General features: G+C 52.6%; 30 protein-coding genes and 3 pseudogenes. 30 read left to right on the forward strand and 3 right to left on the reverse strand.

Features of this window, described 5'->3' with window-relative positions:
- Positions 1 to 26 precede the first annotated feature (26 nt).
- Positions 27 to 128, reverse strand: a pseudogene (locus BV494_RS24350) (Y-family DNA polymerase); the annotation flags it as partial.
- A complete protein-coding gene (umuD, locus tag BV494_RS24355) occupies positions 128 to 550 on the reverse strand; it encodes a translesion error-prone DNA polymerase V autoproteolytic subunit (protein WP_104925379.1) in 423 nt (140 codons plus the stop codon). The gene umuD and the pseudogene BV494_RS24350, both read right to left, overlap by 1 nt.
- Positions 551 to 852: 302 nt before the next feature.
- Between umuD and BV494_RS24360 the strand changes: the two genes are divergently transcribed.
- The 17 genes from BV494_RS24360 (at position 853) to BV494_RS24450 (ending at position 14,601) form a co-directional block, all read left to right on the forward strand.
- Positions 853 to 1,488, forward strand: a complete 636-nt coding sequence (locus BV494_RS24360; RefSeq protein WP_104925380.1) for an AAA family ATPase — start codon at positions 853 to 855, stop codon at positions 1,486 to 1,488.
- Positions 1,488 to 1,766, forward strand: a complete 279-nt coding sequence (locus BV494_RS24365) for a ribbon-helix-helix domain-containing protein (RefSeq protein ID WP_104925381.1) — start codon at positions 1,488 to 1,490, stop codon at positions 1,764 to 1,766. The genes BV494_RS24360 and BV494_RS24365 overlap by 1 nt, the downstream gene beginning before the upstream one ends.
- Before the next feature lie 1,957 nt (positions 1,767 to 3,723).
- A complete protein-coding gene (gene ssb / locus BV494_RS24370; RefSeq protein WP_104925382.1) occupies positions 3,724 to 4,281 on the forward strand; it encodes a single-stranded DNA-binding protein in 558 nt (185 codons plus the stop codon).
- 58 nt (positions 4,282 to 4,339) lie between these two features.
- Positions 4,340 to 4,570 carry a DUF905 family protein gene (locus BV494_RS24375; RefSeq protein WP_104925477.1) on the forward strand — a complete coding sequence of 77 codons (231 nt, stop codon included), beginning with the start codon at positions 4,340 to 4,342 and terminating at the stop codon, positions 4,568 to 4,570.
- 68 nt (positions 4,571 to 4,638) lie between these two features.
- A complete protein-coding gene (locus BV494_RS24380; protein ID WP_104925383.1) occupies positions 4,639 to 6,735 on the forward strand; it encodes a ParB/RepB/Spo0J family partition protein in 2,097 nt (698 codons plus the stop codon).
- 37 nt (positions 6,736 to 6,772) lie between these two features.
- Entirely contained in the window at positions 6,773 to 7,219 is a 447-nt protein-coding gene (locus tag BV494_RS24385) for a conjugation system SOS inhibitor PsiB family protein (protein WP_104925384.1), read from the forward strand.
- Positions 7,216 to 7,935, forward strand: a complete 720-nt coding sequence (locus BV494_RS24390) for a plasmid SOS inhibition protein A (RefSeq protein ID WP_104925385.1) — start codon at positions 7,216 to 7,218, stop codon at positions 7,933 to 7,935. Before BV494_RS24385 ends, BV494_RS24390 begins: the two co-directional genes overlap by 4 nt.
- A gap of 3 nt (positions 7,936 to 7,938) precedes the next feature.
- Positions 7,939 to 8,253 carry a theronine dehydrogenase gene (locus BV494_RS24395; protein WP_104925386.1) on the forward strand — a complete coding sequence of 105 codons (315 nt, stop codon included), beginning with the start codon at positions 7,939 to 7,941 and terminating at the stop codon, positions 8,251 to 8,253.
- A 419-nt stretch (positions 8,254 to 8,672) separates the two neighbouring features.
- A complete protein-coding gene (locus tag BV494_RS24400; RefSeq protein WP_104925387.1) occupies positions 8,673 to 9,356 on the forward strand; it encodes a DNA methyltransferase in 684 nt (227 codons plus the stop codon).
- On the forward strand, positions 9,353 to 9,577 hold the full coding sequence (locus BV494_RS24405; protein WP_104925388.1) for a YubE family protein: 225 nt from the start codon (positions 9,353 to 9,355) through the stop codon (positions 9,575 to 9,577). The genes BV494_RS24400 and BV494_RS24405 overlap by 4 nt, the downstream gene beginning before the upstream one ends.
- 742 nt (positions 9,578 to 10,319) lie before the next feature.
- Positions 10,320 to 10,622, forward strand: a complete 303-nt coding sequence (locus tag BV494_RS24415; RefSeq protein ID WP_104925390.1) for a hypothetical protein — start codon at positions 10,320 to 10,322, stop codon at positions 10,620 to 10,622.
- A 51-nt stretch (positions 10,623 to 10,673) separates the two neighbouring features.
- Positions 10,674 to 11,033: a hypothetical protein gene (locus BV494_RS24420; protein ID WP_104925391.1), complete on the forward strand. Its 360-nt coding sequence runs from the start codon at positions 10,674 to 10,676 to the stop codon at positions 11,031 to 11,033.
- 87 nt (positions 11,034 to 11,120) lie between these two features.
- Entirely contained in the window at positions 11,121 to 11,366 is a 246-nt protein-coding gene (locus BV494_RS24425) for a hypothetical protein (protein ID WP_104925392.1), read from the forward strand.
- A 52-nt stretch (positions 11,367 to 11,418) separates the two neighbouring features.
- Positions 11,419 to 11,793, forward strand: coding sequence for a DUF3085 domain-containing protein (locus tag BV494_RS24430; RefSeq protein ID WP_104925393.1), 375 nt, complete (start codon positions 11,419 to 11,421; stop codon positions 11,791 to 11,793).
- A complete protein-coding gene (locus BV494_RS24435; protein WP_104925394.1) occupies positions 11,787 to 12,647 on the forward strand; it encodes a DUF4942 domain-containing protein in 861 nt (286 codons plus the stop codon). Before BV494_RS24430 ends, BV494_RS24435 begins: the two co-directional genes overlap by 7 nt.
- Before the next feature lie 603 nt (positions 12,648 to 13,250).
- Positions 13,251 to 13,658 (forward strand): ammonia monooxygenase, encoded by a 408-nt coding sequence (locus tag BV494_RS24445; protein WP_104925396.1) that lies wholly within the window; start codon positions 13,251 to 13,253, stop codon positions 13,656 to 13,658.
- A gap of 73 nt (positions 13,659 to 13,731) precedes the next feature.
- Entirely contained in the window at positions 13,732 to 14,601 is an 870-nt protein-coding gene (locus tag BV494_RS24450; RefSeq protein ID WP_104925397.1) for an LPD29 domain-containing protein, read from the forward strand.
- A 302-nt stretch (positions 14,602 to 14,903) separates the two neighbouring features.
- On the opposite strand, the gene BV494_RS24455 is transcribed toward BV494_RS24450, so the two are convergent.
- Entirely contained in the window at positions 14,904 to 15,359 is a 456-nt protein-coding gene (locus tag BV494_RS24455; protein WP_104925398.1) for a transglycosylase SLT domain-containing protein, read from the reverse strand.
- A 433-nt stretch (positions 15,360 to 15,792) separates the two neighbouring features.
- Here BV494_RS24455 and traM point away from each other — a divergent pair, with 433 nt between their 5' ends.
- From traM to traU, 13 genes and pseudogenes are all read left to right on the forward strand, one after another.
- Positions 15,793 to 16,185, forward strand: coding sequence for a conjugal transfer relaxosome DNA-binding protein TraM (gene traM, locus BV494_RS24460; protein WP_104925399.1), 393 nt, complete (start codon positions 15,793 to 15,795; stop codon positions 16,183 to 16,185).
- 211 nt (positions 16,186 to 16,396) lie between these two features.
- Positions 16,397 to 17,116 carry a helix-turn-helix transcriptional regulator gene (locus BV494_RS24465; RefSeq protein WP_104925400.1) on the forward strand — a complete coding sequence of 240 codons (720 nt, stop codon included), beginning with the start codon at positions 16,397 to 16,399 and terminating at the stop codon, positions 17,114 to 17,116.
- A 246-nt stretch (positions 17,117 to 17,362) separates the two neighbouring features.
- Positions 17,363 to 17,566, forward strand: coding sequence for a TraY domain-containing protein (locus BV494_RS24470; protein ID WP_104925401.1), 204 nt, complete (start codon positions 17,363 to 17,365; stop codon positions 17,564 to 17,566).
- A 96-nt stretch (positions 17,567 to 17,662) separates the two neighbouring features.
- Complete coding sequence (gene traA, locus BV494_RS24475; RefSeq protein ID WP_104925402.1) at positions 17,663 to 18,004, forward strand: type IV conjugative transfer system pilin TraA; 342 nt, start codon at positions 17,663 to 17,665, stop codon at positions 18,002 to 18,004.
- Between the two features lie 13 nt (positions 18,005 to 18,017).
- Positions 18,018 to 18,326, forward strand: a complete 309-nt coding sequence (gene traL, locus BV494_RS24480; protein WP_104925403.1) for a type IV conjugative transfer system protein TraL — start codon at positions 18,018 to 18,020, stop codon at positions 18,324 to 18,326.
- A 19-nt stretch (positions 18,327 to 18,345) separates the two neighbouring features.
- Positions 18,346 to 18,912 (forward strand): type IV conjugative transfer system protein TraE, encoded by a 567-nt coding sequence (gene traE, locus BV494_RS24485; RefSeq protein WP_104925404.1) that lies wholly within the window; start codon positions 18,346 to 18,348, stop codon positions 18,910 to 18,912.
- Positions 18,899 to 19,636, forward strand: coding sequence for a type-F conjugative transfer system secretin TraK (traK, locus tag BV494_RS24490; RefSeq protein WP_104925405.1), 738 nt, complete (start codon positions 18,899 to 18,901; stop codon positions 19,634 to 19,636). The genes traE and traK overlap by 14 nt, the downstream gene beginning before the upstream one ends.
- Positions 19,623 to 20,954: an F-type conjugal transfer pilus assembly protein TraB gene (gene traB, locus BV494_RS24495; RefSeq protein ID WP_104925406.1), complete on the forward strand. Its 1,332-nt coding sequence runs from the start codon at positions 19,623 to 19,625 to the stop codon at positions 20,952 to 20,954. The genes traK and traB overlap by 14 nt, the downstream gene beginning before the upstream one ends.
- On the forward strand, positions 20,951 to 21,496 hold the full coding sequence (gene traV / locus BV494_RS24500; protein WP_192938223.1) for a type IV conjugative transfer system lipoprotein TraV: 546 nt from the start codon (positions 20,951 to 20,953) through the stop codon (positions 21,494 to 21,496). Before traB ends, traV begins: the two co-directional genes overlap by 4 nt.
- A gap of 12 nt (positions 21,497 to 21,508) precedes the next feature.
- The gene (gene traC / locus BV494_RS24505; protein ID WP_104925407.1) at positions 21,509 to 24,100 is read left to right on the forward strand and encodes a type IV secretion system protein TraC; all 2,592 of its coding nucleotides are present in this window, start codon (positions 21,509 to 21,511) and stop codon (positions 24,098 to 24,100) included.
- Complete coding sequence (gene trbI / locus BV494_RS24510; RefSeq protein WP_192938224.1) at positions 24,097 to 24,522, forward strand: type-F conjugative transfer system protein TrbI; 426 nt, start codon at positions 24,097 to 24,099, stop codon at positions 24,520 to 24,522. The genes traC and trbI overlap by 4 nt, the downstream gene beginning before the upstream one ends.
- Positions 24,519 to 25,146 (forward strand): annotated as a pseudogene (gene traW / locus BV494_RS24515) (type-F conjugative transfer system protein TraW). The gene trbI and the pseudogene traW overlap by 4 nt, the downstream one beginning before the upstream one ends.
- A pseudogene (gene traU, locus BV494_RS24520) lies at positions 25,143 to 26,128 on the forward strand (conjugal transfer pilus assembly protein TraU). Before traW ends, traU begins: the two co-directional pseudogenes overlap by 4 nt.
- The last annotated feature ends 7 nt before the right edge of the window (positions 26,129 to 26,135 follow it).

A 26,135-nucleotide genomic window follows, 5' to 3' on the forward strand; every position in this document is an offset into this window, starting at 1 on the left:
ATTAACTAACGTTTCTCATCACTCAGATCATTATTGCTAAGCACTACCACTGGTTTTCCCTTCAGGTCAGGCCTGAATACTGTCTCACAACTTGCATAAAAGCTGTTCACATCAGCAAGGGCAAACATTACTGAAACCCGTTTATGCTAAAAGTGACTACGCCAAACACTTCTAACTCGTCGCCGCCGTCATGCAAAACGATGGGTGGAAAGTCAGGATTCATCGGAACGAGCTGTACTACGGGGTGCAAACAAAGGCGTTTTACGGTGTACTCCCCCGCCAGTGACGCAATTATGATGTCGCCGTGCTTTGCCTCAAGGCTTCTATCCACTACAAGCAGTGACCCTTCATAAATACCCGCGTCAACCATGCTCATTCCTGTGGCCATTACAAAGTAAGTAGCTGCCGGATGATTTACGCAAAGCTCATTTAGATCAATCCCTTTCTCAATATAATCTTGCGCCGGTGAAGGAAATCCAGCCTGCACTTTATCCTGAAATAAAGGAATCAAACACATCAAAGGGTCAGTTTCTGGGTAAAAGATATTCATAGTACACACTCATTAAGTACTGTTTATGCATACAGTATAATCATGGGCTCTTAAACTTGTGAAGAGCTGCGACCAAGAAAAGTCTTAGGGTGCTGATCACCAAGGAAACAAATAATTTTGATTTAGAGTCTTGCTGCTCATAGACGCCAATGTGTAAGTATCCCTGCAATGCACGGCATTCATTGTGTACGTGTGAAGTAATAAGTATTACTTCACACGTAATAATTACTCGATATTACTTCACATTTAACTTTTGTGAGTTATTATTTACGAAATACTATTTTTGATGTCACGGGTGACAAATGATCACGATTATTGGATGCAATAAAGGTGGGGCCGCGAAAACTACAACTGCAGTCAATATTGCTGTGGGTTTGGCGTTATCTGGCAAGGATGTTTGTCTGGTTGATGCTGATGTTCAGCGCTCTGCCTCCAGGTGGTATGCAGAACGCGAAGCCGCGGGACTTACCCCTTCTATCACCCTGATTGAGAAAAGAGACAATATTTCTCAAACATTGAGAAGCCTTGATGAGAAGTTTGATCATGTCATCGTGGATGTTGCCGGCCGAAACAGTCGTGAGCTGATTACCGGCGGAACGGTAGCTCATCAAATCATTGCTCCGCACCAATGTTCTCAGCTGGATCTGGATACCATGGTTGAGCTTCAGCAGCAGTTAGAAAGCATGCGGGATTTAAATCCTGAGCTGAAAGCATATTGCTATCAAAGTATGGCCACTACGAATCCGCTCCTTCAGGGAAATGAACGCCATGAGTTTCTGGAATATGTCCGAGAATTTGAAGGGCTGATCCCTTTGACCGCAACGGCATGTTACCGAAAGGTTTACCGTGATGTGATGTCTGAAGGTAAGTCTGTTCTGGAAACGTCTAATGAAAAAGCCAAGGCTGAAGTTCTGGCTCTGTTGAATGAGGTATTTTAATGGCTTTAAAGAAACCCCCTTTCACCAATCGGCGCATAGTAACTGAAGCAGAGGCCGATGCTCTGGCGAACAGACTGGCAGACCGTCCCTATGGCGATGAGAAAGTAGTTGCTGAACCTGTACCAGAAATATTGACCAGGACAACCATTTCTCTGCCTCAGAATACATTGCGTGAAATTGAAGACCTGGCGTTGCATAACAAACGCGTCGGTATTGCGCCTAAAAGCGTGAGCGCTATCATCCGCGATGCTCTGGACGCATACCTCAAGAAAGTATGATTTCATACTTATTTAGCACTGGGCTTCTTTCGAAGTCCAGCGCCCTCCCCTTCTGAAATCACTCATCATCTAATAATTCACAATTCACAATTCACAATTCACACTTCATCATTATGCTTCCCGCCTTCTTCCGTTGCGGATTTAATGAAAGAGCAAGAATGGTGCTAGGTTTCAGATAGTAAAACTGTTTGGAGCATACATAACCTCATAAGTACTTGGCGATCAGCAGATTCAATCTACAGTATTACGTAATAATTCATACTTATGAGTGCCGCGAAGGTTGATTCCGGGAGATTTGACTTAGAATATGACCTCATACCTCAGTTCAATTTGCTAAGGTCGACCAGAACGTGTTGCAGTAAACGGACCTCATAATCAGTTCGATATGCATCGCTCTCATCGATAGAATCATACTGAATAATTCATTATTCATATTTATTACTTCCTAAGTGTGAGCTATGAAAACTATACGCTTCAGCGTAGTGAGAAATGTTGATTGGCGATTTCACGAAGAAGCTTCAAGCGGCAATGAGCGGGGCCTGCTGGCAATGGCGAAATCTATACGTCGTAATACTGATGATTTAGCAAGTAGCACTTATGAAGTAATACTCGTGATAAGGTTCTTTCTCATTTCTATGGTCCTTTGGTGAGCTGAGGCACGTAACACCATTGTGAGTTATGAAGATAATTGCATAAGTACTACTTCATACTAATTTGTGGCATGCGCTCCGGATATCAGAAAAGGAGGGGTAGCAATTTCTGGCTTGAAAGCTAATCATCAGTCATCATCCTCAAGCCCACGAAGTCAGTGTTATATCGGTTGATAATAACTGCAAAATTCATACTTATGAGTTCATAATTAGCACTTGTGATATTTAGGTTGAATCTTGTTGTGGTAACCTGATGTCAGCCAATAAAGATAATGCTAGGAAATCTGCGGGCAGCGGCTGCAATTTTGGTTGAGAAAAAACTTCATCCTTGTGAAGTATGATTTCATAAGTATCAAAATTTAAGTTACTCATTGTTGCGTGAGTGATCATGCAATACATCTCACATCTCACATCTCACATCTCACATCTCACATCTCACATCTCACATCTCACATCTCACATCTCATACTTAAGGTTCCATCTTACCTGCATTCGCAATTGCCAGAGGTGGATAGCTGCTTAATAAGATGGCAGTTTGCAGATACGATAAGTGTGTTTGAGAGCAACTTTGTGCGCGGTTAGGCATTATAAGAAGAGTATCCCTGTCTAATACGGCGATTACCAGGCAGTAGGGCAGGGGGAAAGCTCAGATAAGTTTTCATCTTTTGAAACTCTATCTCATTACTTCATCTTCGCACTTCAGTGTCATGGTGGTGGTTAGGGTATTTCTATATTTTCCAATACTTCCGACCTGCCTTGTTTGTTTTATTACTTTCCTTAGCCTTTGCCTCTTTTGAATGCGTCCCCTGACGGGCTAGGCTGTCGTGAACAGAGCCAGCAGGCTGTCTCTGCCCTCCGGGCTTCCATCCCTGACGCAACACCACGCTTACAGCGGCCACGGGCCGCGCCGCTTCCACTGCCCTGCGATAAACCCGCAGGCCGTTGTCGGGCAACGGCGATTCGCTGCCGCTCACCGGCGTTGCGGTGGTATCCGCTACATCGCTCTTGGTGCCGTCTCTCCAGTTAAGTCCCTTTCGCCGGGGCTGACCAAAACACCGCCGCTGTCGCCCGTCCAGGGTAAATGTACGCCCCCAAAACTTTTCCTCGTTCCTCAGAAAACTTTCGTGTTCGCCCTGGACGTTCGCCCTCGTCGGTGTTTTTTCGCCCTTGCGGCGGAGGAACTCAACTGGAGATGTGGAAACACACAGCCAGAAATTCAGCCGGATACCACAAAACGTCAAGGTCGCGACAAAGCGAATCTAACCGAAGATATGGGCTAAAAGCCCTGAAAGATAAGGAGAGTCATCATGGCAGAACGTGGAATTAACAAAGTCATCATCGTGGGCAATCTGGGGCAGGCACCGGAGCTGCGCTACATGCCAAACGGCGGTGCGGTGGCTGGTATGACGCTGGCCACCTCTGAGCAATGGCGTGACAAGGTCACCGGCGAACAAAAAGAAAAAACCGAATGGCATCGCGTGGTGGTGTTCGGAAAGCTCGCTGAGATTGCCGGTGAATACCTGACCAAGGGCGCAAAAGTCTACATCGAAGGCCAGCTGCAGACCCGCAAATGGCAGGACGCGCAGGGCATTGACCGCTACACCACCGAAATCGTGGTGAAGGCTAACGGCACCATGCAGATGCTGGGCAGCGCAGTAGGGCAGGGTAACCGTCCGTCGGGTGACGCAGGGGGTTCACAGGCTCCGGCCAATGCCCCGTCCCATTCCGGCGAAGCCGCGGCTGACCCGAAACCGGCAAAAGCCGCGCGTGGCAAAAAAGCCACCAAAATGGCACCGGCGCAGCAACCCGCACCGCAGGGGGGAGAATTCCCGCCGGTTGATTTTGACGATGATATCCCGTTCTAGCGTGACCTTCGACATTAACCGCCCCGCATTTGCGGGGCATAACAGGGAGTACCGAATCATGGAAAACAACCATCACGTTCTGCTGCCGGACGACACATTTACCCGTAAACAGGCCGAAGCTGTCGCCGCCGCTTACGCGAATATCGCCATCGAAGACGATCAGGGCACGCATTTTAGACTTGTCATACGTGTTGACGGGCAGATGGTGTGGCGGGCGTGGAATTTTGAGCCTGAAGCAGGGGCGGGTCTTAACAGATACATCATCAGATGTGGTGTGAGAAAGCAGTAAAAGGTTGTGAGGTGCCGGACGTATGAGGCGTCCGGCAGACATAAATCAAAACTTACGAGGAATCAATTATGTCAGTTACCGAGTCTAAAGCAGTATCTAAAGCGAGTAAATCCACCCGCAGTCCTAAAAAAGCCGCCGTTACCGAGGCCGTAGAGCAGGCGCTGGCGAACGCACCGGTGGAAATGGTGCCGGTCAGTCAGCTGGTTCACATCGCGCAGAACGTGCGCAAACACAAGCCAGATCCGGAGAAGTTGCAGGAACTGGCGGCAAGCATCCTGTCCGTGGGTGTCCTGCAAAATCTGGTGGTGTGCCCGATGCCTGACGGCATGCTGGGTGTGGCTGCCGGTGGGCGCCGCCTGAGTGCATTGCATCTGCTGCTTGAGGCCGGATCGCTTACCGCTGTCTATCCGGTGCCGGTGAAAATCGTTGAGCCTGGCATGGCAATGTATGTGTCCGAAACCGAGAACAGCAAGCGTGAAAATATGCACCCCGCTGACCAGATTGCGGCCTTCGCCAAAATGAGCGAAACCGGCGACACGGCGGCGCAGATCGGCAGCGTGCTGGGGTACACCACAAAGCATGTACACAAATGCCTGCGTCTGGCAGGAATGGCTCCGGCATTGCTTGCTGAACTGGCTGAAGACAGTATCAACCTCGATCAGCTGCAGGCGCTGTCTGCCACCGAAGACCACGAACGCCAGCTGGACGTCTGGAAAAATGCTTACGGCATTTACCGCACGCCGAGAGAGCTGCGCGACGCTGCGGTAATGAAAGAAGTGGCTGCTGAAGGGAACAGTTGTCTGATGTTCGTCGGCCGTGACGCTTACGAACAGGCGGGCGGCGGGTTTACCGTCGACCTCTTTACTGACGAAGGCTTTATACGCGATACCGTTTTATTAGCCACGCTGACCCGCGAAAAACTGACCGGCATTGCGGAGTCTGTTGCGCAGGCTGAGGGCTGGTCGTGGGCTTTGGGACGCCCCGATGGCATCAGCACTTACGGGGAAGATGCGGAAAACTACCTGCTGCTCAAACAGCCTGAACCGGTGATGACCGGCGAAGAGCAAGCCCGCGTTGATGCGCTTGATAAGCAGCTGGGTGAGCTATCAGAACGCAGCGAGCAGGATCAGGCCGACTTTGAGACGATGGATTATGCCGAAGCAAAATGTCAGGCCAAAATTAAAGAAATTGAGGGGGATGCGGCGATCCGTGCGTGGTCTGATGATGTTCGCGCAAAAGCCGGTGTGGTGGTATCGCTGTCGCGCGGTGAACTGTCCGTTCGCCGTGGCGTCATGAAGCGCTGCGACCTGCCGGAGATTGTTGGTGATACTGATAAAACCGGTGTTAATCAGCATCTGAGCAGCATCCGCACGGAAGATATTGACGCCGCGCCGGAGAAAAAATCCCTGTCAGCCGTGTTGGTGAAAAGCCTCTCCAGTGAACGCACATTAGCAGTCCAGGCCGCGCTGGCAGAACAACCGCAGATGGCTTTGGTTATTTTTGTCCACGACTGCCTGAAATCCACCTTCGACCACCGGTCTTATACCCTGTCGACGCTCAAGGTGACCCTGCATGCCAAAACCGGCCTGATGCTCGACAATGCGCCGACGTCTGCCGACGGTCTGGCCATGCAGCATCTTACCGCGATGCACGAGGCGTGGCAGAAACTGCTGCCGGAAGACTGGCATAAAAGCTGGGACTGGCTGCTGACGTGGGATACGCCGCAGCTGATCGCCATCATGGGCTATTGCCTTGCAAAAACGCTCGACGGCGCATCAGAACGTCTGAGCGACAAAGGCGGCAAAGCGGGCAAAGACCTTGAACCGGTCGAAGCGCTGCTGAACTTCACGCTGCGCGACTGGTGGCAGCCGACCAAAGCCAATTTCTTTGGGCGCATCAGTAAAGAGCTGATTTCTGACAGTCTGTCACAGGCCGCTCTGGGCGGGGCGTCGCGCGATGTCCTCAAGATGAAAAAGGGCGATGCCGCCGAACGGGCTGAAGAGGACATCTCAAAGACCCGCTGGGTGCCTGACTGTCTGCTGCCGGTGACGGATACGCCAGTATTGCCGGAAAGTGACGCGGTCACGGCTGCTGACAGCGATGAGTCTACAGCCGCCACGCAGGATGCCGAAACACCTTCTGAATCCACCCATATTGCCGCCTGACAGGGAGCGCCGCTCCGCAAGGGGCGGCAGTGATGCCATGATCCAATTTGAAAAATTTACGTTTGCCGAGTTACACGCGATGTCAGGCAGTGAACTGGAACAGTACGCCGAGCGCGGGGAGGCTTTCCGCTGTGACCTGAGCCGGGGCGTCATCCATTACCTGAGTTACCCGGACAAATGGTTGTGCGACATGGAGCACGGCTGTGAGTTCGGCGCTGGTGCGCCGGTAAACATCAGGCTGACCCTGAAAGCCCGGATGAGCGTGACCCTGTGTTTCACCAGCAGCAGCGACGATGTGCCCTACTGGCAGATGTATTTACCCTTTGACGGCGGTGCGTCCGTGGCGTGGCTTTACTGCTCGGAGACGTTCGATCCTGAACACATTTTTTATACGCTGCAAAGGATTGAGGGACTGGTGTCCGCAGGGTACACCACGCCTGAACGGCTGGCTGTTGCACTGCATAAATCAGGCGGTGCAGTATGATCCCCCGTCACCTTTCCTTAGTGCCCGTGAACCCGTTTCAGGCTGCTGCGCTGCAGGCCATCATCGATGTGGAAGACGGTCGGCGTCGGCGGGGACAGTATCCTTATGCCGTGGCGTTGCTCCGGCAGCTGCGCGGTGGGGAGGCGGGACGCATCAGTGCAGCAGACGTGCGCCGTGCGGCTTCAAACTATGATCCGAAAGACCGTGCCGGTGAACCGAAAGAACGCTATCTGGCGGCGCTCGATAAACTGGTGGAAAGCCGTGGCAGCGTGTGCCCGCTGCCGCTGTCGGGCTGCGCGGTCGGACAATATTTCCCGCAAACCGGCTATCGCCTGAGTGAACGTCAGAACCGCCGCTGGGATGTCAGCTATAACCGTAGGGAAAAGCTGCAGGAAAAAGCGAGGCAGCAAAAGCGCAGGCGCTATCAGACTGCCGTGGCACAGGCAGAAATTGAACTCGCATTCGTCACGCCGACCGCACTGAGCGCATGGTACAAGCGGCAGGAAAAACGGGGCATCTACGATGACGACCTGACGGAGATGCTTCAGGGCTGGGGACGGCGGTTTACCGGCCTGCAGGGCGAGACATTTAACTCCGGTCAGCCGCTGTGGGCGATCTTCGATAAGCTGGGCGGTGAACTGACAGAACGTCCGGTAGCTCAGCAATGGCTCGATGGTCAGATGTTGCCGAACAAACTGCGCGACGTCCGGAGGTGAAATATGTGGCGTTATTCCCTGCGCTGGCGTTATCCGCATATTCCCTGTTCAGGCGAGCCGGTTCTGGTGTCGGAAGACGTCTGCGAGGGCGCGCCGGTGCCGGACAGCATACTGTCCCGCTTTATTGCCGGTGGTGATTACGCCGTCTGTTTGGATTTTCTGGCAGAACAGCCGGTCAGGCGATGGCCACCGGAACGAAAGGCGCAGGCGCGGTTGCGAAACCTGCGGCGGCGGATCCTGAAAAGTGCCCCGCTGTTTGCAGACGAGCTGATCGCCCGCGAGCTGGCATTGCGACCGGAGTATTTCAAAGGCCGTTAACCTCATCTATTGCCGTGGCGTCCTGCTGCGGCATTCTCTCATCTGACGCCCTTTATCGCAGCTTGCAGCTGCCATTGCCGCGCCGCTGGCACCGTTCCCGCCAGGGCGGAAACGCTGATGATGTCGCGTTGCTCCACAACGTGGTGTTAACAGCACCTTCTTCTTTTTCCTTTCTTTCTATTGCCCTGATTAATTCCCCAAAGTTAGCGCCAACCCCGTGCCCGCACTGTAGACGTGCCGCCTCCCTTCAAAGGGTTCGTAAACCTGCCTTGTCACCCGGTCACCGGTATTCACGGCGCATTCAGCCCGTTCATACCGGCGCTGCGGCTTCCGCGTCAGCCCTTTTTTGTTCGGCCTATGGCACGTCTGTCGTGGGGGCACGGCGCCGGCCGGTTCCGGCTCTCTATGTGAGTAACGCTATGTCCCGATACATGCAGGGTGACTGTCAGCAGGTCATGTCTCAATTTCCGTCTCGTTCCGTTGATTTCATCCTCACCGACCCTCCGTATCTTGTCGGTTTTACCGACCGTTCCGGGCGCTCCATTGCCAATGATAAGCAGGGTGACTGGTTACTTCCGGTCAGGCGCGAGATGTTCCGGGTGCTTAAAAATGACAGTCTTGCGGTCAGTTTTTACGGCTGGAACCGGGTTGGTCAGTTTATGGCCGCGTGGAAAGCCGCTGGTTTTCGCGTGGTAGGCCACATTGTTTTCACCAAAGCCTATTCGTCAAAATCGGCATTTGTGAGCTACCGGCATGAAAGCGCCTACGTGCTTGCCAAAGGCCGTCCGCCGCTGCCTGAAAACCCGTTACCGGACGTGATGCCGTGGGCGTATTCCGGCAACCGCTACCACCCGACTGAAAAGCCGGTTTCCGCGCTGCGGCCGCTGATTGAGTCCTTTACGCAGCCCGGCGACATTGTGCTCGACCCGTTCGGTGGCAGCGGTTCTACCTGCGTTGCAGCAGCGCAGTGCGGGCGCCGCTGGATTGGTATCGAACTCTTAGAGCAGTATCACGCGGCGGGGCTGCGTGGTCTGGCTGAGTTTCAGCGTCCGCATTACGCAGTGCCGGCTTCAGTCTCACAGCAATACGGGAGCATGGTATGAGCAACTATCAGAATAATATCGACCTGCGGGTGGACGTAGCGGCGCTGGCCAATGCGACCTATGAGCTGCGCGAACAGTTCCGGGCGTTTGAGAAAAAATACTTCTGGGGCAGCGAGGAGCTAACGCAACGTCTGGCCGGGCAGGTGATTAACCAGCTCAATACGCAGATGCTGGAAATCTACAAGCAGGTTAACGAACTCGACCACGCCTTTAAAGACTGACCGTTGTAAGCATGGCCCCGCGCGGCGGGGCTATATCATGAATCCGATGTTTGCCAGGGCGAACGTCAACGGCCATTGAACAGGCGCTGCCGTGGCTACGCCACTGCGGCTGCCCGTTCATTTCGATGGGTTAATGCATATTCCGGGAGACATAGGCTGATGCTGGTTTCTGTTCGTATGCCGGATATGCGTTGGTTGTGTTTTCATGTGCCTGCTGTGCCTGCTGTGCCTGCTGTGCCTGCTGTGCCTGCTGTGCCTGCTGTGGTACTGGCTTCTCTTTTATTTCTTTCTGCTGTGCTGATTATCCGGCAAAAAACGTTGGGGACGGGCGCCTCCCTGCGGGAACGGGCTGTCGTGAACAGAGCCAGCAGGCTGTCTCTGCCCTGGCGGGCTTCCATCCCTGACGCAACCCCCGCTTGCAGCGGCCAATGGCCGCGCCGCCTGAACTGCCGGTGATGAAGCCACCGGCGCTAAGGACGCCACGCCTTGCGTCGTGTCGGGTGCGTTCATTCTCGCCGGGCCGTCTGTGTGCCATCACTCAGCCAGCCCTTCCGCGCGGGCTTAAACGTAGCACCGCCTGGTCATTCCCCAAGGGGTGAAATGCACTCCGCCAAAACTTTTCCTCGTACCTCGTAAAACTTTCTTCTTCGCCCCTTGTTGCCTGCCTGCGTTGGTACTCCGTTGCCCTTGCCGCGAAAGAACTCACTGAGAGATGAATTAACCACCGAAGGGAACAACCAGAATGAACACACAGAACGTCAAGACCGCCGCTCCTGAATCTACTGAAAGATGGGGTAAGAAATACGAGATCCTTTTAGCCGAGGGTGTGAAGGGTGGCAAACCCGAAGAGTACGGCGTTTACGGTTTTGAGACGCTAAAGGCGTTGCAGACGTTTCGTAAAAAGTATCCCGAGCAAATGAAAATGGCATACAGCTACACGCTCAGTTCAGGCACGACCAAGGCCGGAAGCCATATTTCTGTGTGCGACGCGGACCATTTCAAGGCGTTTAACAAGTTGGTTAAGGCGTCAGGCATTGAAATTTGATCAACAACCGAGGGCGGGATCGCCCCGCCGTCAACAATGAGGATAAGCACCATGTATCAACCTGAAATCACTACCGGCTACAGCAGCACTGACCGTTTCCAGTGGGACGCGAGCGCGGAAGCGGCCTACTGGCAGCAGTGCGAAAAAATTGCTTATACGGACGTGTCAGAAATCACGCTGGGGGCATTTATGGATGCGATCGCGCTGATGTACCCGAAGGACTGGCAGGGCGACGCGCATTGCGAATCGTTCAAGCTGGCTGAGATGGTAAGCGGCGACGTGACGGATATTTACGCCAAAATCGAGGATCGTTATTTCACGTTCCGCGACAAGGCAACCATGACCCACACGGCGATTATCGCGCGTATCAATAAGGAGGTGTTAAGCAGGGAAGAGACAGCCCAGAAATGAAAAAAGCAGACTTTCGTCTGCTCCATCACTGCCGGTTTTCCCGTGAGAAGTGAAACCGGCTATCAATTAACTACATGGAGAGAAACCATGAAAACTGATGCACAAATCATTACATCGTCCGGGCCGTTTGTAAAGTCTGAGACGGCAAAAAAGCACCTGCGCATTGTGCGGGAACCGGTCAACAGTCAGGACATCACCGTACCGCTCAAAGCGTTGGGGCGTCACATCGTGAAATGTCAGCGTAAACGCCAGTCCGTGAGAGTGCCCGCCATGCGAGGCAGTGAACTCGGGCAGGTGCTGCGCACGCTGGAACTGAAACGGGCTTATGCCTGATCCCCTTGCCGCCCTGCGGGGCGGCAATTCCATGACTTTTCAGAGGTGAACAATGCGGAACAAACTGATTTTTAAAGCGGAGACGCTGACGCCGGTTATTCAGGACGTGAAGAAAAACGTGTGTGAGCTGTGGTTTCTGGCCGATGACGGAATTTATCTGACGGCGTCAACCGCAACCTTTATCCGGAAAAAGCGAAATATCTGTTATGCCGAGGGGTTTGATCCGGATTTATGGGACGACGCAGGGGCGCATTTTGACGCAATTGATCTCGTACTGGGCAACGGTGATATGTGGGAAAGCGTGAAATTGCAGCCTGAAATGCTGGATGCCCTGATGACCGGCAGGGCGGATCTGACGATTGAGGTAACGGACAGTGGATTTATTTTTACAGCCCGCCAGCGGGATGCGGAGGAAAAATCATGCTAAACGAACAGAGTAGCGTTTTAGCCGATTTGGAAATCAACGGACAGCGGGCGGGAGAGATGATCCCTTCGGTAGCGATTGACCGGATTATAGCCCTGCGGGAAAACGGCCTGAAACAGTATGCTGAAGCGCTGAACATGCTTAACTCTGCCCGTAAGTTGCTGTTAGCGGCCACCGGCGGGGAGTACCTCTACGGTTTTGAACTTTGCGTGAAGGATGCACTGAGCTGGACAGACAAACCTGAACGGGCAGAGAAGGCCATCAAAAAGGCGGTTGACGGCAAAATCTGGGAGCGGCTGATGAATGAAACCGGCATGTGTACACTGATGAGCACGCGACAGCGCGATGAATGGTACAGGGAGTTATCGGGTGAAAATATGCCGGAAATTACGCTTGATACGGTATTGGCCACGTTTAACCACCTTCACACAAGTAAAAATGACACCTTTGAGCTGGGGGTGATCGACCTGTTTAAATCGCTGTCATGGGATTACAAGACTAACAACCCGTGCAGGTTCGGCAAAAAAATCATTGTTTCCCGTCTTATGGATTCCTACAGCAGCGGCCGCATTCATTTCAGCACATTGGGCAGGTCAAAGCTGGACGACCTGACCAAAGTTTTTTACCTGCTGGAAGGGCGCAATGTTCCAGATTACAGAGTATCGGAGGGGGCGAAATTTGCGGAATATTTCGCACGTGAACGGTTTTCCGGTGGTATTTATGAGGCCGAATATTTCTCGATGCGCTATTACCTGAAAGGAACGGCGCATATCACCTTTAAACGGCCCGAACTGGTAGACCGTATAAACGATATTGTTGCGCGTCATTATCCGTCAATGTTGCCTGCAAGAGTGTAGGCCGGTGCGCTGGCGGGGAATTCTCCGCCAGATTTTGGCCGCGCGAAAAAGCCCTGGCAGGTCACTGCTGCGGCTGCGCCGCCGCGGTTCTCCCGCATTCTGCAATACAGTCTGACCTGGTTAACTTCTTCCGACTACCTCGTCTTCATCCTCTTCCTGGTGTGACTCTTCTGTTTCTTCCTGCTGTGCGGAGTGTCCGGCAAAAAATGCCAGGGCTGGGCGCCTCCCTGCGGGTTCGGGCTGTCGTGAACAGAGTCAGCAAGCTGTCTCTGCCCTGCGGGCTTCCATCCCTGACGCAACAGCAACACCGGCTTGCAGCGGCCAATGGCCGCGCCGCTATCACTGCCGGTGATAAAGCCACCGGTGCTAAGGGCGCCCCGTCGTTCCGCCGTGTCGGGTGTGTGCATCCGTTCCTGTCCGGCCTGGTCATCACGGTTCAGTTATCGTGCGGTGGGCTGAACCGTAGTGTTGTCTGTGTTCAAAAACAAGGGTGTATGAACGCCTGCGGCGCCCTTGTTTCTTGCCCCCATCCATCACTACGGCGCCCATGCCGCGAGATAACAGACCGTTAGATGATTTTTCACCAACAGGGAGAGAACCCGGATGCACACACACAACGTCAACATCAAAACCGCCGCTCGAAAAACGCCCGAAAGATATTCACAGGTCAAATTCCTCGCCGTGATTGCCGAGCAGCAGTCCTTTTTAATGCGTCTGGTCAATCTGTGGAATCTCCAGCTTCCTCAGGAAGAACAGGAGGAAGAAGTCTCCATGTTGCTTATGCAATTGGCTGAAAACGTTTTATTGCATGGCGTCCTCGACTGGTCACCAAAGAAACCACTTATTTCATGGGATATCGCCTGTTTTTGGATTCAGGGGCAGAAATTCGCGTTAAGCCTGTATGAGCAGGGTGGTGCGCGTGCGGTTGATTATGCCCGTAAGGATTTAGCCGACAGTCTGGCACATGAGAAATATTACAGAAACCGTGAAAGGGAAGACCTTCACGCCTGAACTGTCATTTATTCCATTTTAAATATGAAGGGGAGTAGCTCCCCTTTATTCACTCAACGCAGGAGTCAATAATATGTTGTCATTAAGTTCACTGGTAAAAAAATCAGAAAGTCGGATAAACATTGTTGTAGGTTCCGTTGTGACAACCAATTTATATTGGTTAGGGCGCGGCGTGGTTTATCAAATTCACGGCGAACAAATGCCGAATACCGTGAGGCAAGTGGGCGGCGGCGTAATGGTTTCTGGTGGATATGCTGAATTTGATATTGTTCACGACTGCGGAAAATTCACTAAACGTTTGCCGGAGTGTATTTTGCGCGGCGTGCAGTGGAAAATTTTGGATGAAGTTGCAGACGCTGAAGAAATTCAACGGTTATGCGCGAATGCAGAGGAGTGCGCAGAGAAAGAAAAAATTGAAGAAGAAAATAACGCCTTTTTATTTTCCGCAGAAATGGAACGTTTAAAGACGGCGACTGAATACTCACAATTAGAGCAAGGTGATTGCAGCAGCGGAAAACTGGCGGCTAAAAATATTCGCAAAGAACTTAAACAGTTTAAAGGTGTGAAATTCTCTGTTCGTAACCGGCATTATAGCTCTGTGGATGTTAACTGGACGGATGGCCCGACGCTTGAAAAAGTGAAAACGATTATCAATAAATACAAGGATGGTTGTTTTAACGCTATGCAGGATATCTATGAGTATTCAGCCAGTCCGTTTAACACCGTTTTTGGCAGCGCACAATATCCGAGTGCTCAGCGGTCATATTCAGACGCGATGATCGGCAAAGCGATCGAAAAAATAATTTCTGCCTATGATTTGAAATTTGAGGTTGTACCGACAGCCGAAGATTTCAGAACGGGGAAACTGTGGTCAGAAAAGCGTGAAGTTTTCCATCATGGGTTACAGTCGAAAATACACGAGACTCTGGCAGGGATGGAGTAAGAGAGAAGAGCGATGTTTTATCGCCCTTAGAAATTTAGTCCGCGCCGGTAAAATGCGTACCGCATTGAGCGGTTCACATTTTATTCCCCGCCCGCCCCGATGGAAATAAAACACTTTCCATCGTTCCTCTGCCCCAAAGGGGCTCCCTGAATAGAACGGCTTACCCACATACCCACAATTAAAGATTTTAACCTTGTCCCGGTTAAAATGCGCTGCGGTCATTTCACCAGTCCTTGCGGAGGTAAAAATGACCTTGCTCATTTTCATATGGATATGTGGATAAGCCGTAGCCAATATGCAGACTACTGCAATGTCTTCTGATTTTTTATATTGATGTAAATCTGGTGGACTTCTTTACCGTACTTCAGTCTTTTTGCCTTCTGCTCAGGTTTTTGAGAGAAGCCTGCATTATATGCACCGACAGACTCCCAGTTTACCCCCCAGCGCTTGAAGGCGATGGCAAGATAATAAGCGCCCGTGTAAACATTCATGCACCGGTCAGAAAACAGCGACTGCGGTGTTATACCGAACTGTGAGAGATGAGCAAAGTTTTGTGAGTGGATTTGCATTTCACCGACAGCGTATTTATCCGGGCTAACGATATTCATCGCATGTGAATTCATCGATGACTCCCGGAATGCAACTGCGCGCAGGAGATCTGGATCAATATGATAGTCCCTCCCTGCTGCATCAAAACAATCTGAGGCATTGGCGGCGAACGTGAACATGAGACAAAACACGGTGACAATCCTTTGCATTATTAATTCCATTAACTCTGACCGTGCTACATCCTCACATTTTCACCAGGAAATGCCAAGTGGGGTTATTCACAAGTCCGGAAAAAGTGACACTATAGAAATGCCTGCTCTTCTAACCAAAAGACTCACACCCCTCGCAAGATTTCATCTTGCATGATTTTTCTTTGAAACCAGAGTGTTACTTTAATATCAATTTTTCATTTTAGTTTTTGGTATTTTAGGCGAGTATGAAGATACTCTTCATGTACTTTGTTAATACTCTCCATAGAGTTTACTTACACTTAGCACAAGCAGGCCGGGATATCTCTTGATCTCTACTCTAGAGTGTACTCTTCCTGAAAGTACAGATAGAGTATAATAATTCTTGTGTGGCAGATCTGTATACTCGATAATAGAGTGTAACAACATTTTGATGAAAATAGGGAATGAATAAATGCCAAGGATACAGACTTTCGTTAGCAACGATATTGAAATGAAGCTTAATGATATTGTGAGCATCAAGAGAGCTGAAGGTGCATCAAAGGATGAAGCGAACATTTCCAATACGACGGCGATGATTATCGAATTGGGTATTCGCGTATATGAATTGCAGCATGAGCGCCGGGAAGGGGGATTTAGTCAGATTGAGTTTAATAAAATTCTTCTTGAAAACGTTGTTAAAAGTAACCTGGTTTGTCAGAAAATCTTAGCAATTAATACACAAAATGTAGAAGTTAAAGGGCAGGATGCTCTCTCTAATCTGTCGCTTATTGCTGCCCAGATAAAAAATGCTTCTGAGGCAGTCATGGGGACATTTTTTCCCATTGAAGGGGAAGAAGATAATTAAGATATTTCTCGGGATTAGTCTGTAAATTACAATAAAATTTAGAAGTTAGTTGTTTGTTCTGAAATAAGTAAAATAACAAATGTTTTATCGTTGATAAATAACGGGGATAAAAGGTATATTTTAAAGGTTATCAATTAGGACTAAGCGTTGGTAATAGAGGTTGCACCCTCTATTACCAACTGACCAAAAACAACCTGAGTTGGAGGCTGTCATGGCTGACGGTTATATTAATGATCCCGCAAGTGGATCTCAATCACTTTCGCATGAGCAGATTCGTGCATGGCATATGTTATGGGGAATGAGTGGTGAGCCCTGGTGCGTAAAGGATAGTGAGGGGCTGTTGTTTTATGCGAATGATGCTTATTTAGACATTCTAGATGTCCCCACTGGAACTCCCGTTTTGGGCAAATCGGATGAGGACTTGATGATATCTGCTCGAAGTAATGTTGTTGCAGCTATTGTATCAGGGAACAAATACTCATTGTCAGAGCCTGTCTTTTATAAAGCTAACTTTATTTTGAAAGTCTCGAACAGGTGCAGTGGGGAAACGACTTATCTGTACTTTGATAAGTATCCTATTTACCAGCCTAACGATGGTGTTTGTGGGTTTTGCCTTCATGGGCGCAGAGAGTTTATTTTTTCACTTAATATGTTTTCTAAAGGCAAGTTTGCTGTAAAGATTAAAGGTAATTGCCCAGCAGATATCTTTACTGATAGACAGTGGGAGGTTATCTATTTCCTTCAACAGCATTATACAAATGTTGAGATAGCAGGTATTCTTTCGATATCACCTAAGACAATAAACAATCATGTTGCTCAGATCTACAAAAGGGTCGGTGTTACAGGTTCTTCAGAGTTTATAACTTTCTGCCAAAAATGTGATCTGCTTAACTATATACCTGAGCGATTACAAGATCGTATGCTTATGTAAAAACCAAATATGACCGATTTTAAATTTTTCTTGTAAATATTTAAAGTCGGTTTTTTTATGTGTTTTGATTTTGACAAAAGATAACCATAAGTTTTGTTTGAGTTTTTTACGACCCACATTTCCCGCTTATCACTTCAACATTTTTCTGTATATAGGTATTTTATACCTATTTTCAAAATCCGCCCAATCCGTATCATTAACGCATTGCATCGCCAGACCAATACATCACTTAAGGAAATTATTCGCATGGAAAAATTTGTTTATAACAGGCCGGTTAATGAAGGTGTAACTTTAGTCCTGAAGATAGATGCTGAGCTTAATCGCTGCCTTACTAAAGCTGCCACACTTGCCCAACGCTCTAAAACGAAAGAAGCAACAGTCAGACTCAGTGACCATCTGGCTAATTTTGAAGGTATTGCCTTTGTGGGAAACCGTACCAGCACAAAATAACCGAGTCGGAGTTACAGCACTATTGTCTCGATAGTGTTGTTGCGGCGTAACTCTGTTACCCGAAAACCCTAATTAAAATTTTACATGGAGTAAATTATGAAATTGTCTATCAAGGCAAAGGGTATCTCTGTCTTTAAAAAAGCGAAATCAACCTTCAGCAAAATGAATCAGGCGCGCAAAGCAGCAGGCGGAATTATTCCGGCTATTGCGGCGCTGATGTTATGTTCCAATAATGCCTTTGCTGAAGATTTGATGGCCGCCGGTAAAGAAACAGTAACCGGAACCTTCGGTGCTGACTCCGCCATTGCCAAATGGATTATTCTGGCAGAGGTGATTGTCGGTATTATCACGTACATCAAAACAAAGAACATGTTCATGCTTTTTGGTATTGCGGTCGTTATCGTATTTACCACTATCGGGTTCGGTCTGGCAGGTTAATTAGGATTAAACAATGAGTACGGGAAACAATCTTGATAAATACCGTTTCCCGAAAACATTGAGTGAACAGCGCCGCTTTCTCGGATTGCCTTATGATGAAGCTATTCCCTCTATCCCCGTTTTAATCTGGGGGATATTGACGCAAAAAGCATTATTCGGAATGGGGTTAGCGGTGCTGATTTGGTTTTGTATTCACAGTGCGAAAAGAGGGAAGGGCAGTATGTGGCTCTATAACGTCCTGTACTGGTATTTCCCCACTGTCTTATTTCGCACGGTCTTCAAGGTCATACCCGACTCAAGTTTTCGACAATGGATTAAGTAAATAAATCAGGGACTGTATTATGGAACTTTCGGCCCGTAATTCTTCAAATAAAATTATCGCCTGGACGATGGCGGCGCTTTTTCTGCTGCTCGTTCTCGCGCTGGTATCCGTCATTCTGCTGGTCGTGCAAAACCGCTATTTATCGCTGCACCAGAAAACAACTACGGTGCCGATGGCATTCACCGCGCCGTTCTGGACGTCGGAATCGGAAACCAGCCCGGGTTATATGCAGATGATGGCCATGTCGTTTCTGTCCCTGCGCCTCAATGTATCGCCGGAAACCGTCGACGCCCAGCACGAATTCTTACTCTCGTTTGCCAGACCCGGCGCACAAGCCGATTTCAAAGTGACGCTCGCCGGCGAAGCGCGGCGCATCAAGCAAAACGAAGTCAGCAGCGCGTTTTATCAGACCCAAATCAAGGTGTTTCCAGTCGAGGGCGTCGTCGACATTCGCGGCATGCTCAATACCTGGATCGGTAACGGCAAACCCACGTCTGAGATCAAACACTACCAGCTCAAACTCGACTACGCCGGTGGCGTCACCACCATTGCGGCATTCCTGGAGGCGGACGATGCGAAAAAATAAACGTTTACTGCTCCGCCTGATGTCCTGCGCATTCCTGTCTGCGCAGGTGATGGCTGTCACCGCACCGGTTTCCCTGAGCTTTCCGCCTAACGGCCAGTTTCAGCTGACGGTCAGTAATACCAACCCGAACCTTATCGTGATACCTGGTGACCGTATCACCGGCATCAGCAGCGCGGCGGGCAAGCTGACCGATAAGCATAATACCCGTGACGGTGCGGTGCTGTTTTCATCGACCGGTGACAAGCCCTTCACGCTGTTTATCGAAACCGAGCACGGGCAGGTCGTTTCCATTCAGGCCACGCCGCGTGCAGGCGAAGGGCGCAGCTACCGCCTGCTGAATGCTGAACCGGTGGCACGCCCCGCGGCTAAAACGTGGGAAACTAGCCACCCGTATGAGTCCCTGCTGGTGGAACTCAACAAAGCCATCCTGAAAAACCGCATGCCGGAGGGGTATGCACCGGCCAGCACCGAATATGCCCCCCTGTCTGCGCCCGCCGGATTGTCCATGAGGGCAGAAGAGGCGTGGACGGGCAACGCGCTGCGCGTGGTGCGCTATCGCGTCACCAATCCGTTTGCCTACGCCGTGGCCCTTAAAGAGCAGGATTTCTGGCGGACGGGAGTGCGCGCCGTGATGTTTACCCCATCGGCGCTTTCCCTGCTACCGGGCACGTCGGTGACCGTGTATATCACCCGTGCGCAGGAGGTCAGCGATGGCCAACATTAATGCGCTGGTCAAACGTAAGCAGATCGCCCTGTTTATTGCAGCAGTTCTCGGGATATCCGCCGCTGTCGGTACGGGCTGGTATGCATCGAACCTGTCCCTGAAAAAAGAAGCTAAAACGAAAGCGGCCGCCCGTGAACCGGCGCCGGACATGACCGGCGTGGTGAACACCACTTTTGATGACAAGGTGCAGCGCAGTGCGATCACCGAATCTCAGGTCACCAGTAAGGAAGTCCGTAAAGAAATGGACGCGCTGCGCAGGGAGCTGGACGCGCTGTCGCGCGAACGCAAGGGAGACCAGCAGCGCATTAACTCGCTGGAAGAAGACAACAAGCTGCTGCAGACCCAGCTGGAGGCGGCCAATAATGCGCCGTCCGGTGAGCCTATACCGTCTATGACCGCAGCGGTTGCGGGCGCCGTTCCGCCGCCGACGCAGTTCTGTCCGGGCGCGGGCGTACCGCAGGTGGGGGAAACCACCTTTGCGCCTATGCCACCCAAAGCGGGCGGCATTGAAAACACGGCCTTCAGCTATGAGAGCCAGTCAAAAAAGCCCGCACTGCCTTATATCCCGTCCGGCAGTTTCACCGAGGCGCTGGTCATCGAGGGCGCTGACGCCAACGCCGCCGTGACCGGTGCGCAAAACACGGCGCCGATGCAGTTTCGCCTGACCGGCAAAACCCAGATGCCCAACGACAAAGACTATGACCTGACGGGCTGCTTTGTGACGGCGGAAGCCTACGGCGACGTGTCCAGTGAACGCGCCGAAGTGCGCACCCGCAGCATCAGCTGCAACAAGGGCAGCGACATCATCGACCAGAAAATCCCCGGCCACGTCAGCTTTATGGGCAAAAACGGCATCAAGGGAACCGTCGTGATGCGCAACGGCAAAATCCTGGGCTGGGCGTTCGGGGCCGGCTTTGTGGACGGCATTGGCAAAGGCATTTCTCAGGCATCGACGCCGCAGGTCGGACTGGGCGCGACCGCCAGCATGGGGGCAGGCGACGTGGCAGCGGCCGGTGCGGGCGGCGGCGTCAGCCAGGCGGCGAAAACCCTGTCCGATTACTACATCAAACGCGCCGAGCAGTATCACCCGATTATTCCCATCGGTGCCGGTAACGAAGTCACCGTGGTGTTTCAGGACGGCTTCCAGCTGGAAACCATCGAAGAGGCGCGGCTGAAAAAAGCGCGCAGAACGCAGCTGCAGCAGGCAACCAGCAATGCCAGCGAGGCGGTCAGTACACCTAACATGATGAGCCAGCTGAAAGACTTCAAAGTCGGCGATCTGGTTCATCCGGACATGAATGCAGGGAGTAATGAATGATGAAACCATGTTTTTTATTATCCGCCATCTGCAGCGTGTGGCTGCTGACCGGCTGTGCCGGCGTCAGCGGTGACCTCGAATGTAACGCCACCACCAGCGACCGCTGTATGACGATGGGGCAGGCCAACCAGAAAGCGCGTCAGCTGTCAGGTGACGCGGCGGGAAAGCCGGATGCGGGCGCACTGCCTGGACTGGTTAACCCGCCGCCGCAGGCATTGGTCACGCCGTCTGCAAATTCGTATGCGCTGCCAGACCGTCCGGTTGTGGCGGGCGCTGTACGTCCTGCGCCGCAGGCACCCGTGCATCCTGCTCCCCTGAATAGACCGCTGGCCAACACGTCCGTCACGCCATTGTCCCTGCCGTCCTGCCCGACCGGCCGCTGTGACAGCCCCGGTCAGGTACGGGCACAGCGCTCCGTGGAAGACATTGCCCACGTCTGGGTTGCGCCCTGGGTCGATGCCGACGACGTCTTTCACCAGCCCGGTCGTGTGTCGTTCGTCGTAAACGATGCCCGCTGGCAGATACCGACTTCAATTCAATAAGGATGCCTGAACATGGAACGTATCGTCGAAACCTTTAACCGCCTGATGTCGTCTTTCAAGATGCCGGACGGCGCCGCCGAGGCTAACCGAACACTCGGCGACATGCAGTATCCGCAGATCAGCAGCCAGCTGCCGTATCGCGATTTTGACAAGGAAAGCGGCCTGTTTATGAACAAAGGGTCGCTGGGATTTTTGCTGCAGGCCATCCCGCTGATTGGTGCCAACGAGCACATCATCGGCGTGCTTGACGACATGGTCAAAAGCAAGCTGCCGCGTAATACCCCTATCTCTTTTCACCTCGTCTCCAGCCGTGCGATCGGGGAACAGATCGACGCCGGCCTGCGGGATTTTCGCTGGACGGGCAAAGACGCCGGTAAATTTAACGCCATCACCCGGGCGTTTTATCAGCGTGCGACGCAAAAACAGTTCAACAGCCCGACGAACCTGCCGCTGACGCTGCGCGATTACCGCCTGTATATCTCCTATGCGATGAAGACCAAAAAGCGCACACCGGCGGCCATCACCGAGCTGACGCACCTGCTGAAGGTGCTGCGCGCCTCGCTGGACTCGGCAAAAATTACCTGTGTCCCGGCCACGCAGGACGAATTTGTGCACCTCATCAGCCAGATGGTGAACCACCGCGACGGTGAATTGCACGCTGACCCCGTGAAGGTGGACGCCTTTGACGAGCTGAACCGCGTGTGCGTTGATCGCAGTATTAACCTGAAGGTGAAGCCGGATTACCTGACGGTGTCGCTTAATCAGCCGGGCGGTAAAAAATCGCATACCCGCGTGATGAACTTCATGCTGGAGAAGAACCCGGACATCTTCTTCCTGTGGCAGGGCGGGGACAATATCTGCAACCTGCTCAGCCCCGATCTGAGTATTTCTAACCCGTTCGTCATCACTTTTACGCTCGAGGCCGAAGATCAGGTCAGCACGCAGGGTGAAGCGTCGCGAAAATTTTTAGACCTGGATAAAAAGGCCAACTCGGCCTACGCCAAAATCTTCCCCGGCGTTATCAAACAGGCCAAAGAGTGGGGCGACCTGCGTGAGCGTCTGAACAGCAACCAGAGCTGTCTGGTGCGCTATTACTTCAACATCACCACCTTCTGCCCGGACAACGATGACGACGCCCTGGTCTGCGAACAGCAGGTTATCAACACGTTCAAAAAGAACGGCCTGCAGCTGTACGCGCCGACCTATATGCAGATGCGTAACTATCTTGCCATGTTCCCGTTTATGGCGGCGGAAGGCTTATGGGACGACATGAAAGCCAGCGGCGCGACCTGCCGCACCGAAAGTACGCAGGTGGTGAACCTGATGCCGCTGGTCGCCGACAACCGGCTGTGCGGCGGCGGCCTGCTGGCACCATCTTACCGCCATCAGCTGGCCTTTCTGGACATCTACGGCACGGGGCTGGGCAACACCAACTACAACATGGCGGTGACCGGCACCTCGGGCGCGGGCAAAACCGGTCTGGTTCAGCCCATACTGCGCAGCGTACTGGATTCCGGCGGCATCGTCTGGGTGTTTGATATGGGCGACGGCTATAAGTCGTTTTGCGAAAACGTCGGCGGCACCTATCTGGACGGCAGTTCGCTCAAGTTCAACCCGTTTGCCAACATCACCAACATTAACGAATCCGGCGAACGTATCCGCGACCAGCTGGCGGTGCTCGCCAGCCCGAACGGCACGCTCGATGAGGTGCATGAAGACCTGCTGCTCAAAGGCGTGCTCAACGCGTGGAACGCGAAGAAGAACAAAGCCCGTATCGATGACGTGGTGTTCTATCTCGATAAAGAACGCCAGTCAGAGCGTTACAGCAACTCGCCGGGGATCACCGGCCGCCTCGATGACATTATCGAGCTGCTGGCCAAGTACACCACGTCCGGGATATACGGCGAATACTTCAACAGCGATGAACCGTCCCTGACCGACGATGCCCGCATGATTGTGCTGGAGCTGGGCGGCCTGCAGGACAAGCCGGCGCTGCTGGCGGCGGTGATGTTCTCCCTCATTATCTACATCGAAGACAAGATGTACCGCAGCCCGCGCAGCCAGAAGAAGTGCTGCACCATCGATGAAGGCTGGAAGCTGCTCAACTTCAAAAACGAGAAGGTCGGCGCCTTTATCGAAACCGGCTACCGCACCGTGCGCCGTCATCTGGGCTCGTTTATCACCATCAGCCAGAACATCAAGGACTTTGACGCCGACGATGCGTCCTCTGCCGCGAAGGCGGCGTGGGGCAACTCGGCGTTTAAAGTGGTGCTCAAGCAGGACACCGCCGAGTTCAAAGCCTACAACCAGAACCGGAAAAATCAGTTCAGCGAACATGAGCGGCAGGTGATTGAGAAATTTGGCGATGCCAAAGACCAGTGGTTCAGCAGCTTTATGCTGCGCATCAACGACACCAGCTCGTTCCACCGGCTGTTTGTCGATCCGCTTAGCCGCGCGATGTTCAGCTCGGACGGTAAAGACTTCGAATTTATCCGCGAACAGCGCCGCTGCGGCGTCGATATCCACGACGCCGTGTATGCCCTGGCGAAACGTAAGTTTGCTGATGAAATGGATGAACTGGAAAACTGGGAGGATGCCGCATGACCACCGGACTGACTGAGCAAAACGTCTCTCAACCTATTGCGCCGGTCAAAAAGCGCAGCAAACGTCGCAACCGCTGCATTGTGCCGGTGGCCATCGTTGCCGGCGTGATGCTGATGTTGAATGCCGCCATAGCACTGCTGCTCATCCAGTGGCAGACGCCTGTGACCGTGGCCTTTGATATGAAAGGCACCGTTGACCAGTTTATGACGCAGACCGCGCAGCATCAGCTGACGCAGGGGGAGAGTGATGCCCTGACGCTGCGCTTTACCACCGCGCTCGACGCCAGCCTGAAAGACTACCAGCACCGCCACGACGCGCTGATTTTAGTCGCCCCGTCCGTGGTGTCGGGCGTGAAGGACATTACGGCCGATATTCAGCGCGACGTGGCCCGCCAGATGCGCGCGGCTAAGGATGCCCAATGAAACGCGCCTGCCTGATTATGCTTTTATGTGGCCTGAGTTCAGCCCGCGCCGCTGACCTCGGCACCTGGGGGATTTCTATCCGATTGCCGAACCTGACCTGGTTGGCACCATTAAACAGCGGCTCGGTGACATGGAAAAAAGCGGCGAGCTGGCCCAAAAGCAGGACGAGTTTAAACAGCGGGTGATTGAGAACAGCCTGCGGCCGGCGCCTGTCCGGGGGTGGCCATCGCTCGGGAGAACACCACGCGTCTGTATGACCCATCCTTTATCGTCAGCCAGGACATCAGCGACCATCAGGGCCACGTGTTTGCCAAGAAAGGGCAGCGGGTGAACCCGCTCGACAGCGTGCCCTTCGCGCAGACCCTCTACTTTATTGACGCCGACGACAAGCGTCAGCTGGCCTGGTTTAAAACGCAAAAGTCCACGACGCTGAGTGCCAAAGTCATTCTGGTCAACGGCGACATTGCGCTGGCCACGAAGGCGCTCGGTACGCGCATTTATTTCGATCAGGACGGCGTGCTGACCAAAAAGTTTGCGCTGACCGCCGTGCCGGCGCGCGTGACCGCGGCGCCTGACGGGGTTCATCTGCAGATTGATACGTTTGCCGTGGAGGGCCAGCCATGAGCCTGCTGCGCACTTTCACCCTGTTGCTGTTACTGCTGGGCAGTACGCAGACGTTCGCCGCCGACCCGCAGTGCGAAGGCCGGTTTGTCAATCCGATCACCGATATCTGCTGGGAGTGTATTTTCCCGATCTCCATCGGCAGCGTGGCCGTGTCCACCGGAACCGTGCCGGACACCGCCAACCCGGTCAGCCCCATCCAGTTTTGCCCGATGGGCATTTTGTACCGCGTCGGCCTCGCCATTGGCTACTGGGAACCGATGGCCCTGACGGACGTGACGCGGTCACCTTACTGCATGGTCAATCTGGGCGGTTTTAACCTCAACGTCGGCAAGGTCGGCTCCGGCACGGCGGGACAAAGTGACAAGCCGGCGGCCGGCGCGTTCTACCACGTTCACTGGTACAAATATCCGCTGACCTACTGGCTCAATATCATCACCTCCGCCGGTTGCCTGCAGGGGGCGACATGGACATCGGCTACCTCTCCGAGCTGGATCCGATGTGGAACGACAGCTCGCTGGGCTTAATCATTTCCCCGGAAGCCATGTTGTTTAACAACGTCATTGCGCAGGGCGCCTGCGCGGCGGATGCCATCGCCAGCGCGGTTTACAAACCCATCGATGCGCTGTTCTGGTGTGCCGGTTCGCAGGGTTCGATGTACCCGTTTTCCGGCTGGGTCTCCAACGAGTTCAGCGCCCTGCAGTCCTCGGTGCTGGTCAGCGAGCGCATGGCCTTCAAGCTGCACCGGCAGGGCATGATCATGAACTCCATCGGCGCCGACACGGCGGTCTGCTTTGAGTACCCGTCCCCAGTCATTCCCAAAGAGCGCTGGCGATATCAGATGGTCAACATGTACCCGGACGTTCTGCAGTGCCACCCGTTCGGTCAGACGGTCATGCGCTGGGAGGCGGGGCACAACCCGCCGAACGGGCGCAAGAACTTCGGTTATCTCATCTGGCGTAAGCGCAACTGCGTATTTTTATAAGGAAACG

The sequence above is a fragment of the Rahnella sikkimica genome, assembly GCF_002951615.1.
GTDB classification, from domain to species: domain Bacteria; phylum Pseudomonadota; class Gammaproteobacteria; order Enterobacterales; family Enterobacteriaceae; genus Rahnella; species Rahnella sikkimica.

Coding starts and splice junctions, on each gene's coding strand:
- BV494_RS24365 (WP_104925381.1), top strand. CDS start 1,488: ATGGCTTTAAAGAAACCCCCTTTCACCAATCGGCGCATAGTAACTGAA.
- BV494_RS24445 (WP_104925396.1), top strand. CDS start 13,251: ATGCACACACACAACGTCAACATCAAAACCGCCGCTCGAAAAACGCCC.
- umuD (WP_104925379.1), bottom strand. CDS start 550: ATGAATATCTTTTACCCAGAAACTGACCCTTTGATGTGTTTGATTCCT.
- traV (WP_192938223.1), top strand. CDS start 20,951: ATGATGAAACCATGTTTTTTATTATCCGCCATCTGCAGCGTGTGGCTG.
- traK (WP_104925405.1), top strand. CDS start 18,899: ATGCGAAAAAATAAACGTTTACTGCTCCGCCTGATGTCCTGCGCATTC.
- BV494_RS24470 (WP_104925401.1), top strand. CDS start 17,363: ATGGAAAAATTTGTTTATAACAGGCCGGTTAATGAAGGTGTAACTTTA.
- traA (WP_104925402.1), top strand. CDS start 17,663: ATGAAATTGTCTATCAAGGCAAAGGGTATCTCTGTCTTTAAAAAAGCG.
- traL (WP_104925403.1), top strand. CDS start 18,018: ATGAGTACGGGAAACAATCTTGATAAATACCGTTTCCCGAAAACATTG.
- BV494_RS24400 (WP_104925387.1), top strand. CDS start 8,673: ATGTCCCGATACATGCAGGGTGACTGTCAGCAGGTCATGTCTCAATTT.
- BV494_RS24420 (WP_104925391.1), top strand. CDS start 10,674: ATGTATCAACCTGAAATCACTACCGGCTACAGCAGCACTGACCGTTTC.
- BV494_RS24385 (WP_104925384.1), top strand. CDS start 6,773: ATGATCCAATTTGAAAAATTTACGTTTGCCGAGTTACACGCGATGTCA.
- traB (WP_104925406.1), top strand. CDS start 19,623: ATGGCCAACATTAATGCGCTGGTCAAACGTAAGCAGATCGCCCTGTTT.
- BV494_RS24415 (WP_104925390.1), top strand. CDS start 10,320: ATGAACACACAGAACGTCAAGACCGCCGCTCCTGAATCTACTGAAAGA.
- BV494_RS24360 (WP_104925380.1), top strand. CDS start 853: ATGATCACGATTATTGGATGCAATAAAGGTGGGGCCGCGAAAACTACA.
- trbI (WP_192938224.1), top strand. CDS start 24,097: ATGACCACCGGACTGACTGAGCAAAACGTCTCTCAACCTATTGCGCCG.
- BV494_RS24425 (WP_104925392.1), top strand. CDS start 11,121: ATGAAAACTGATGCACAAATCATTACATCGTCCGGGCCGTTTGTAAAG.
- BV494_RS24455 (WP_104925398.1), bottom strand. CDS start 15,359: ATGCAAAGGATTGTCACCGTGTTTTGTCTCATGTTCACGTTCGCCGCC.
- traC (WP_104925407.1), top strand. CDS start 21,509: ATGGAACGTATCGTCGAAACCTTTAACCGCCTGATGTCGTCTTTCAAG.
- BV494_RS24375 (WP_104925477.1), top strand. CDS start 4,340: ATGGAAAACAACCATCACGTTCTGCTGCCGGACGACACATTTACCCGT.
- ssb (WP_104925382.1), top strand. CDS start 3,724: ATGGCAGAACGTGGAATTAACAAAGTCATCATCGTGGGCAATCTGGGG.
- traE (WP_104925404.1), top strand. CDS start 18,346: ATGGAACTTTCGGCCCGTAATTCTTCAAATAAAATTATCGCCTGGACG.
- BV494_RS24380 (WP_104925383.1), top strand. CDS start 4,639: ATGTCAGTTACCGAGTCTAAAGCAGTATCTAAAGCGAGTAAATCCACC.
- BV494_RS24430 (WP_104925393.1), top strand. CDS start 11,419: ATGCGGAACAAACTGATTTTTAAAGCGGAGACGCTGACGCCGGTTATT.
- BV494_RS24390 (WP_104925385.1), top strand. CDS start 7,216: ATGATCCCCCGTCACCTTTCCTTAGTGCCCGTGAACCCGTTTCAGGCT.
- BV494_RS24435 (WP_104925394.1), top strand. CDS start 11,787: ATGCTAAACGAACAGAGTAGCGTTTTAGCCGATTTGGAAATCAACGGA.
- BV494_RS24465 (WP_104925400.1), top strand. CDS start 16,397: ATGGCTGACGGTTATATTAATGATCCCGCAAGTGGATCTCAATCACTT.
- BV494_RS24405 (WP_104925388.1), top strand. CDS start 9,353: ATGAGCAACTATCAGAATAATATCGACCTGCGGGTGGACGTAGCGGCG.
- traM (WP_104925399.1), top strand. CDS start 15,793: ATGCCAAGGATACAGACTTTCGTTAGCAACGATATTGAAATGAAGCTT.
- BV494_RS24395 (WP_104925386.1), top strand. CDS start 7,939: ATGTGGCGTTATTCCCTGCGCTGGCGTTATCCGCATATTCCCTGTTCA.
- BV494_RS24450 (WP_104925397.1), top strand. CDS start 13,732: ATGTTGTCATTAAGTTCACTGGTAAAAAAATCAGAAAGTCGGATAAAC.